The organism is Synechococcus sp. H55.11 (genome assembly GCF_047462475.1).
Lineage (GTDB): Bacteria > Cyanobacteriota > Cyanobacteriia > Thermostichales > Thermostichaceae > Thermostichus.
On record NZ_JANSJI010000043.1, the window covers coordinates 1 to 7,035 of the forward strand.

Annotated in this window: 7 protein-coding genes; 5 read left to right on the plus strand and 2 right to left on the minus strand. The window is 60.1% G+C overall.

Annotation, left to right across the window (positions count from 1 at the left end; genetic code table 11):
- Nucleotides 1–654 (minus strand): SDR family oxidoreductase (locus tag NW853_RS01650; protein WP_414347370.1); only part of this gene is annotated, 654 nt, incomplete at its 3' end.
- Between the two features lie 168 nt (nt 655–822).
- On the opposite strand from NW853_RS01650, the gene pruA reads away from it, so the two are divergent.
- Nucleotides 823–3,777, plus strand: a complete 2,955-nt coding sequence (pruA, locus tag NW853_RS01655) for an L-glutamate gamma-semialdehyde dehydrogenase (protein ID WP_414347373.1) — start codon at nt 823–825, stop codon at nt 3,775–3,777.
- Between the two features lie 18 nt (nt 3,778–3,795).
- On the opposite strand, the gene NW853_RS01660 is transcribed toward pruA, so the two are convergent.
- Complete coding sequence (locus NW853_RS01660) at nt 3,796–4,848, minus strand: CsgG/HfaB family protein (RefSeq protein WP_414347375.1); 1,053 nt, start codon at nt 4,846–4,848, stop codon at nt 3,796–3,798.
- A 314-nt stretch (nt 4,849–5,162) separates the two neighbouring features.
- Here NW853_RS01660 and NW853_RS01665 point away from each other — a divergent pair, with 314 nt between their 5' ends.
- The 4 genes from NW853_RS01665 to gloB all read left to right on the plus strand — a co-directional run bounded on the left by NW853_RS01665 (nt 5,163) and on the right by gloB (nt 7,035).
- Nucleotides 5,163–5,342: a 50S ribosomal protein L32 gene (locus NW853_RS01665; RefSeq protein WP_414335180.1), complete on the plus strand. Its 180-nt coding sequence runs from the start codon at nt 5,163–5,165 to the stop codon at nt 5,340–5,342.
- A 115-nt stretch (nt 5,343–5,457) separates the two neighbouring features.
- Nucleotides 5,458–5,874: a J domain-containing protein gene (locus tag NW853_RS01670; RefSeq protein WP_414335178.1), complete on the plus strand. Its 417-nt coding sequence runs from the start codon at nt 5,458–5,460 to the stop codon at nt 5,872–5,874.
- A 132-nt stretch (nt 5,875–6,006) separates the two neighbouring features.
- A complete protein-coding gene (locus NW853_RS01675; protein WP_414335177.1) occupies nt 6,007–6,270 on the plus strand; it encodes a DUF3143 domain-containing protein in 264 nt (87 codons plus the stop codon).
- A gap of 6 nt (nt 6,271–6,276) precedes the next feature.
- On the plus strand, nt 6,277–7,035 hold the full coding sequence (gene gloB, locus NW853_RS01680) for a hydroxyacylglutathione hydrolase (protein WP_414335175.1): 759 nt from the start codon (nt 6,277–6,279) through the stop codon (nt 7,033–7,035).

Genomic DNA, 7,035 nt, shown 5'->3' on the forward strand with positions numbered 1-7,035 from the left:
TGCTAGGGCAAAGAGGTCACTCCACTCCCGCCTGGGAACGCCGGGCTTAGCGATGATCTCGAAGATGCGGTTTTTTGCTGCCGGCTGAAATAGGCTTTCAACAGCCACTTGAGCTACTTTGAGGCGAGGGATGCTGCCCTCGAAGAGAGTGTCAGCTTGGGAGAGGACAATGCCATCCTCGTTGTCCTGGTTTTTCAGGCCCCCTGGCCGAATGATGGTGTAGGTGAGGCCGCTTTTTTGCAAGTATTCTTCGGCTCGTTTTTTCCACACCAAGATCAGCCAAAACAGGTTGAGGGGGTGGAACAACTGGGACACGCACAGAGAAGAAATCAAAACAAAGTGTTGGATCCCTTGGGCTTTGGCCACATTCACTAGGTTCTTGGTGCCTTCATAATCCACTCGGTAGGGCTGCAAGGGATCCCAACTGGGCCTAGCTCCTGTAGCACAGAGCACCACCGTGCATCCCTCCATGCCGGCCCTTAGCGTGGCCGGATCCAGCACATCTCCCACCACCACTTCCGCTTCGGGGGGCAAAACCTGTGCGGCCAGCTCGCGGCTGCGCACCAGCGCCCGTACCGGGATGCCGCGGCCCACCAACTCTTTGACGATGCGCCGCCCCGTTTCTCCCGTAGCCCCTGCAACAAAAGCCCGCATAGCTCTCCTGTATCCAATGGTTTTAACTGTTTTGCTTGTGGTGTTTAAGGCCCCGCAGTGGCCCTGTTAGGGCCGTCGAAACTATCATCTTTATCAAAATCTAGCTCAGGCTCAATCCCGTCCGTGACAGGATAGTGGGATCCCGCCAGCTCTACTTCCGATTGCCCTATGGTTGCCCAAGCTGCTCCTCTCGCCTATGAGGCTCAAACCCAAGCACTTGCCCAGTCTCTGTTGAATTCCGTTCGGGGCGAGGGGAGATCCCTGCTGGCCCAATGGCGGGATCAACTGCGTTGGGAGGACAGGCTGCTGGCCTGGGCGATGGAGAACCCCCATTTGCGCACCCAGTTGTTCCGCTTGATCGATGTTTTGCCCAGCCTGAAAAGCAAAGCAGAGATGGCTCGCCATCTTCAAGAGTATCTCTTGGATCCGGCAGTAGAGTTGCCGGGGATACTGAAAAACCTACTCAACTTTGCCGACCCCCATTCTCTGCCTGGACAGTTGGCCGCCAGCACCCTCACCGCTGCTGTAGAAGCCCTGGCCCGTCGCTACATTGCCGGAGAAACCCTGCAGCAGGTGAGCCAAACGCTGGAAACTCTGCACCGCCAAGGCATGGCTTTTACCCTGGATTTGCTGGGGGAAGCCGTCCTCACCGAAGCCGAAGCCCAATCCTACCTGGAGCGCTACCTACAGGCGATGGAGCAATTGGCAAAGGTGGTCAAAACCTGGCCGCAGCCGCAGCCTATGCCCCAAGTGTCGGTGAAGCTGACGGCCTTCTATTCCCAGTTCGACCCCATCGACCCGGCAGGGGCCAAAGCCAAGGTGGGAGAACGGATCCGCATCCTGTTGCGCCGGGGCGAGGCCCTGGGAGTCGGGATCCACTTTGATATGGAGCAGTACCGCTACAAATCCCTTACCCTGGCCATTTTACAGGAGCTGCTGCTGGAGCCGGAGTTCCGCAGCCGCACCGACATTGGCCTGACCCTACAAGCCTACCTGCGGGATAGCTACACCGATTTGCAAAACCTGATCGCCTGGGCCAAAGAGCGGGGATCCCCGGTGACGGTGCGCCTGGTCAAGGGCGCCTACTGGGATCAAGAGACCATCCTGGCGGCGCAAAAGCACTGGCCGCAGCCGGTTTACAACGACAAAGCCGCCACCGACGCCAATTTTGAGCGCCTGACCCAGCTTTTGTTAGAGCACCACACCCATCTGCGTGCCGCCATTGCCAGCCACAATGTGCGTTCTCAGGCCAAAGCCATTGCCATCGCCCAGGCGCTGGAGGTACCTCAGTCTGCTTTTGAGCTGCAGGTGCTCTACGGCATGGCCGACCCCTTGGCCAAGGCCCTGGTGCAGAAGGGACAGCGGGTGCGGGTGTACTGTCCCTATGGAGAGCTGCTGCCGGGCATGGCTTATCTGATTCGGCGTTTGCTGGAAAATACCGCCAACACTTCCTTCCTGCGGCAAAGTGTCCAGGGCTACGACGCCGAACAGTTGTTGGCCCCCCCTGTCTTGGAGGAGGGATCCATTTTTCAGCCACCTTCCCTCTCGTTTGTCGCGGCTGCCGATACGGATTTCAGCCAGCCCCAGCAGCGGGATCCCTTTTTTCAGGCCCTGCAAAAAGTTCAAACGCAACTGGGCCAGACAGTTCAGCCCTGGATTGCCGGAGAATATCGCCCAACCCGACAGTCTATTCCTTCTTTAAACCCTGCCGATCCCGAGCAAGTGGTGGGTGAGATTGGGTTGGCCAGTCCCGCACAGGTGGAGCAAGCCCTGCGGGCGGCCCAGGCCAGCTTTCCCCGCTGGCGGCGCACGCCTGTGGCCGTGAGGGCGGGGATCCTGCAGCGGGTGGCGGAGCAAATCGAGGCTCAACGGGCAGAGCTGGCCGCCTGGATGGTGCTGGAGGTGGGCAAGCCCATCGCCCAGGCCGATGGGGAGATTTCCGAGGCCATCGACTTCTGCCGCTACTACGCCCAGCAGATGGAGGCTCTGGATCGAGGACGGGCGTGCAACCTGCCCGGCGAAACCAACCATTACCACTACCAGCCCCGCGGTGTGGCGGTGGTGATCGCCCCTTGGAACTTTCCTCTCTCCATCCCCTGTGGCATGGCGATGGCGGCTTTGGTGGCTGGAAACTGCGTGCTCCTCAAGCCGGCAGAGCAATCTTCGCTGGTCGCCGCCAAGCTGGCAGGCTTCATCCTCAAGGCCCTCGCCGAAGCCGGGGTCCCGGAAGGCGTCTTTCAATTTCTGCCAGGAGTTGGGGAAGAGATCGGCCCTCTCCTGGTGCAAGATCCACGGGTACATTTGATTGCCTTCACTGGATCCCAGGCGGTGGGCTGCCAGATCCTTGCCCAGGCGGCGCAATTGCAACCGGGACAGCACCACATCAAGCGGGTGATTGCCGAGATGGGCGGCAAAAACGCCATCCTTGTGGATGAAAGCGCCGACCTGGATCTGGCGGTGAAGGGGGTGGTTAACTCTGCTTTTGGCTACAGTGGCCAAAAATGCTCCGCCTGCTCGCGGGCCATTGTCTTGCAGTCGATCCACGACCTGTTCTTGGGGCGGTTGATCGAGGCGGTGCGGTCGTTAAACGTGGGGGATCCGGCTCATCCTAGCACCCAGGTCGGCCCGGTGATCGATGCCGAGGCCCAAGCCCGCCTGCAACAGGCCATTCAAGCGGCCCAAGCCTACGCCCGCTTGGAACTCAGCCTGCCCGTGCCGGAAAAAGGCTACTTCGTCGGCCCCACGGTGTTTAGCCAGGTGGATCCCCAATCGGAACTGGCACAGCGGGAGCTGTTTGGACCGGTTCTGGCGGTGATTGCGGCAGCGGATTTCTCCTCTGCCCTGGAGCTGGCCAATGCCACTCCCTACGCTCTCACCGGCGGCGTCTACAGCCGCACTCCTTCCCACATCCAACAGGCCCGCCAAGACTTTGCTGTCGGCAACCTCTACATCAACCGCGAGATCACCGGCGCTTTGGTCGAGCGGCAGCCCTTTGGCGGCTTCAAGCTCTCCGGCGTGGGATCCAAAGCCGGTGGCCCCGACTACCTGCTGCAATTTCTGGAGCCGCGCACCGTTACCGAAAATATTCAACGCCAGGGCTTTGCCCCGATTGAAGGGTCTTGAAGATAGAGCGTTGGGAGTTTACTGGAGAGGCTTGGCTACATCTCCCACCTTAAAGCCAGAGCCGCTGAGAATGCGGCCCACACTGGATCCCTGATCCACCTCTGTCAGTTGAATTTGGCCGGCTGGCTCGGTCAATTTGCGCAGGACTGCTCCTGTGGCCGGATCCTTAACCTCGCGAACGACGCGCTCCACAGAAAGGATCAGGCCCACGCGATAGCCGTCGCGGCTGCCTTTGTTCAAGATCACCTGATTGCCGTAGACATCCGCCACCAAGGCATCCACCGTCGGCAAAGAGCGGGGCTGGGCCGCCAAGCGACTGGCAAAACCGGCCAACTGCTGGGCAATTTGCTCCACCGCCTGCTGGCTGGCCAAAACCAGCAGCTTTTCTTCGTTACTGGTGGCGGATCCCCCGCCAAAGCCGGCAACCGTGACCGTGCTATCCGACTGGCTGGCGTTGCCCCGGCCCTCGACCACGGCCAAGATCTCGGCCGTGCTGGTGCTCACCAGGCGGGCATTGAGCTGCACGTTGGCATCGGCATCCACCGACTCGGCCCCCACCGCCAGCGGAAAGCTGCCGAAGGGGGTTAAGACCGGCGCCCCACCGCCGGAACGGCGCACCGACACATCGAACTGGGTAACACTGCCGAGGATCACCGCATCGACCCCGAGGATCCGGCCCACCTGAGCGGCGGTGTTGGCATCCAACCGCCCCGATAGCCCCAAGTTCTGCTCGGCCAAGATCGCATCCAGCCGCGAGCGCTCGATAACAGAAAAAGTGCCATCTCTCACCAGCCGATCCACCAGCAGATCGCTCACCCCCCGGGAAGCCTCGCGCAGGCTGTAGGAATTGCTGAGGCTGCTGAAATCAAAATCCAAAACCGCAACGCGCGGGCGAGTGCTGGGTTGAGGCGCTTGTCCTACCTGGCTGGGGGCAGAGAGATTGCAGCGAAGGTCTTGGGGAAACTTCTGGCACAGCTCCGGATTGGTGGATTGGGCAGCCACTGGGATCCCCGTCCAACCCAAGCTCAGCAGCGGGATCCCGAACAACAAGATGGAAAAGAGGTTGCGCATGGTTGAGCGATCTCCTGGATCGAGGAAGTGGCCACAGTCCATTCTTAGCTTGCACCCAAAAGAGCTTCCGGGGGGTGACCGATATCACCTGGCCGCCTGTTCCAGAAGATGTCCCATACTCTATCGACTCCAAGGCTGCCGGGAAAAGGGATTGAGAAGGTTTGCGTAGAAGAGTTGACCCATCTCAACCCTATTGTGCGGAGATGCTCGCTCTCTCTGGAGTCAACTGCTAATAGACTACTTGACGAAACAAAGCCGGGATCGACGGTGCAAGCTCAGTGCTAGCCTAGTAAGGCTGTGTTCTTGTACAAGCTATGGCTGTTCCTAAGAAGAAAACCTCGAAAGCCCGCAGTCGCAGGCGGTATGCCGTTTGGCTGGGCAAAGCCAAGCTCCAGGCCCAGCGGGCAATGACCATTGGGCGTTCAATTTTGAGCGGTCGCAACACCGGCTTCTACTACCCCAAAGCCAAGTCGGAAGAAGAGGAAGAAGAATAGAGCCATGCTCAGGGGATCCCGACGGCTGGCCAAGTGATTACACTGGATCAAAGCTCAGCTCCTTGGAGAAGCGTTCTGCTGTCCCCACCGTCTCACTTAGTCGAGATCAGCTTGCATGCGCTCGTTGACTTCCCTCACCTACTACCAACGGTTGGGCCTGTCTCCAGGGGCATCTCCTGAGGCCATTCGGCGGGCCTATCGGCAGTTGAGCAAACGCTACCACCCCGACACTTCCCCCCTGGCCCCGGAAGTGGCCATTCGCTGCTTCCAAGAGCTGCAGGAAGCTTATCTCGTGCTCAGCAACCCGGCAAAACGGGCCATCTACGATGCCAGCCTGCGGGCGATGACGACCAACATGGGCTCCCTCAGTATAACGGGATCCTCAGATCTGGATTCTCTCGAGCTGCGCATGGAAACCCGGCCTCTCTCGGCGGGCGAGCTCTGTGCCCTGCTGCTGATGGGATCCACCTTCGTGGCGTGTTTGGTGTTGGCGGTTGCTTTGGCCTGGCTACGGGAGGGCGGGGTGGGCTAACCAACTCCGGTTGCTTGGGGATGAGGTTCAGACAAAGCGCTCGGAGCTTCCCATGGATCAAGTGCTTGAATGGAATAGGCTGTTAACTTTTGTCTAGTTTGACGGCTTCTCTGCGCGCGTTTGAATCTCACCATGCCTTTGCCCCCTGCCACCACACCTCTCTACAATCACCCGCTCCACGCCATCGAACGCTGGCTGGAGGAGCAAGGCTGCACCCGCGACCCAAAGGATGTGGAGCAATGGTTTTGCGAGCGGCCGGGCTGGAAAGCCTGCCTGCGCCTAGAAGAGACCAGCATCTGGGTGCGCTACACCTACCCGGATGGCAACACGAAAACCCTGTCTTTCCCCTACTCCCTCAGCCGCCAGGATGTAGAACAGGCCATTTTTGAGGACTAGCTGGCCATGCGCATTCTGCAACTGCCTGCCCTGCGCGACAACTACATCTATCTGCTCTACGATCCCGAGACGGCAACGGCAGCAGTGGTGGATCCGGCAGTGGCCGAGCCCGTGCTGGACAAATTGGCCGAGCTGGGGGCGGAGCTGGTGGCCATCTTCAACACCCACCACCACCACGACCATGTGGGGGGCAACCTGCAACTTGTGGCCCGCTACCCCCGCGCCGTCGTCTACGGCAGCCAGGTGGATCGAGGGCGGATCCCTGGCCAGAGGGTGGAGCTGCAGGCGGGAGAGACGGTGGAATTTGCGGGCCGGCAGGCGAAGGTGTTGTTTGTGCCTGGCCATACGCGGGGACATGTTGCCTACTACTTCCCCGAAAGCGGGGATCTCTTCTGCGGCGATACTCTGTTTGCTGGGGGATGCGGGCGGCTCTTTGAGGGCACCCCAGAGCAAATGCTGGGATCCCTGGATCAACTGCGCCAGTTACCTGAACCGACGCGGGTGTGGTGTGCCCACGAATACACCTTGAACAACCTCAAGTTTGCCTTGACGGTGGATGGGGACAACCCCGACTTGCAGGCGCGCTATCAGCAGGTGGTGGCGCTGCGCCAGGCGGGATCCCCGACGGTGCCCAGCACCATTGGCGAAGAGCGCCGCACCAATCCTTTTTTGCGCTGGGATCAGCCGGCTCTGCAGGCGGCCACCGGCGTTCAAGATCCGGTGCGGGTTTTTGCGCGGCTGCGGGGTATGAAGGATCAGTTTTGA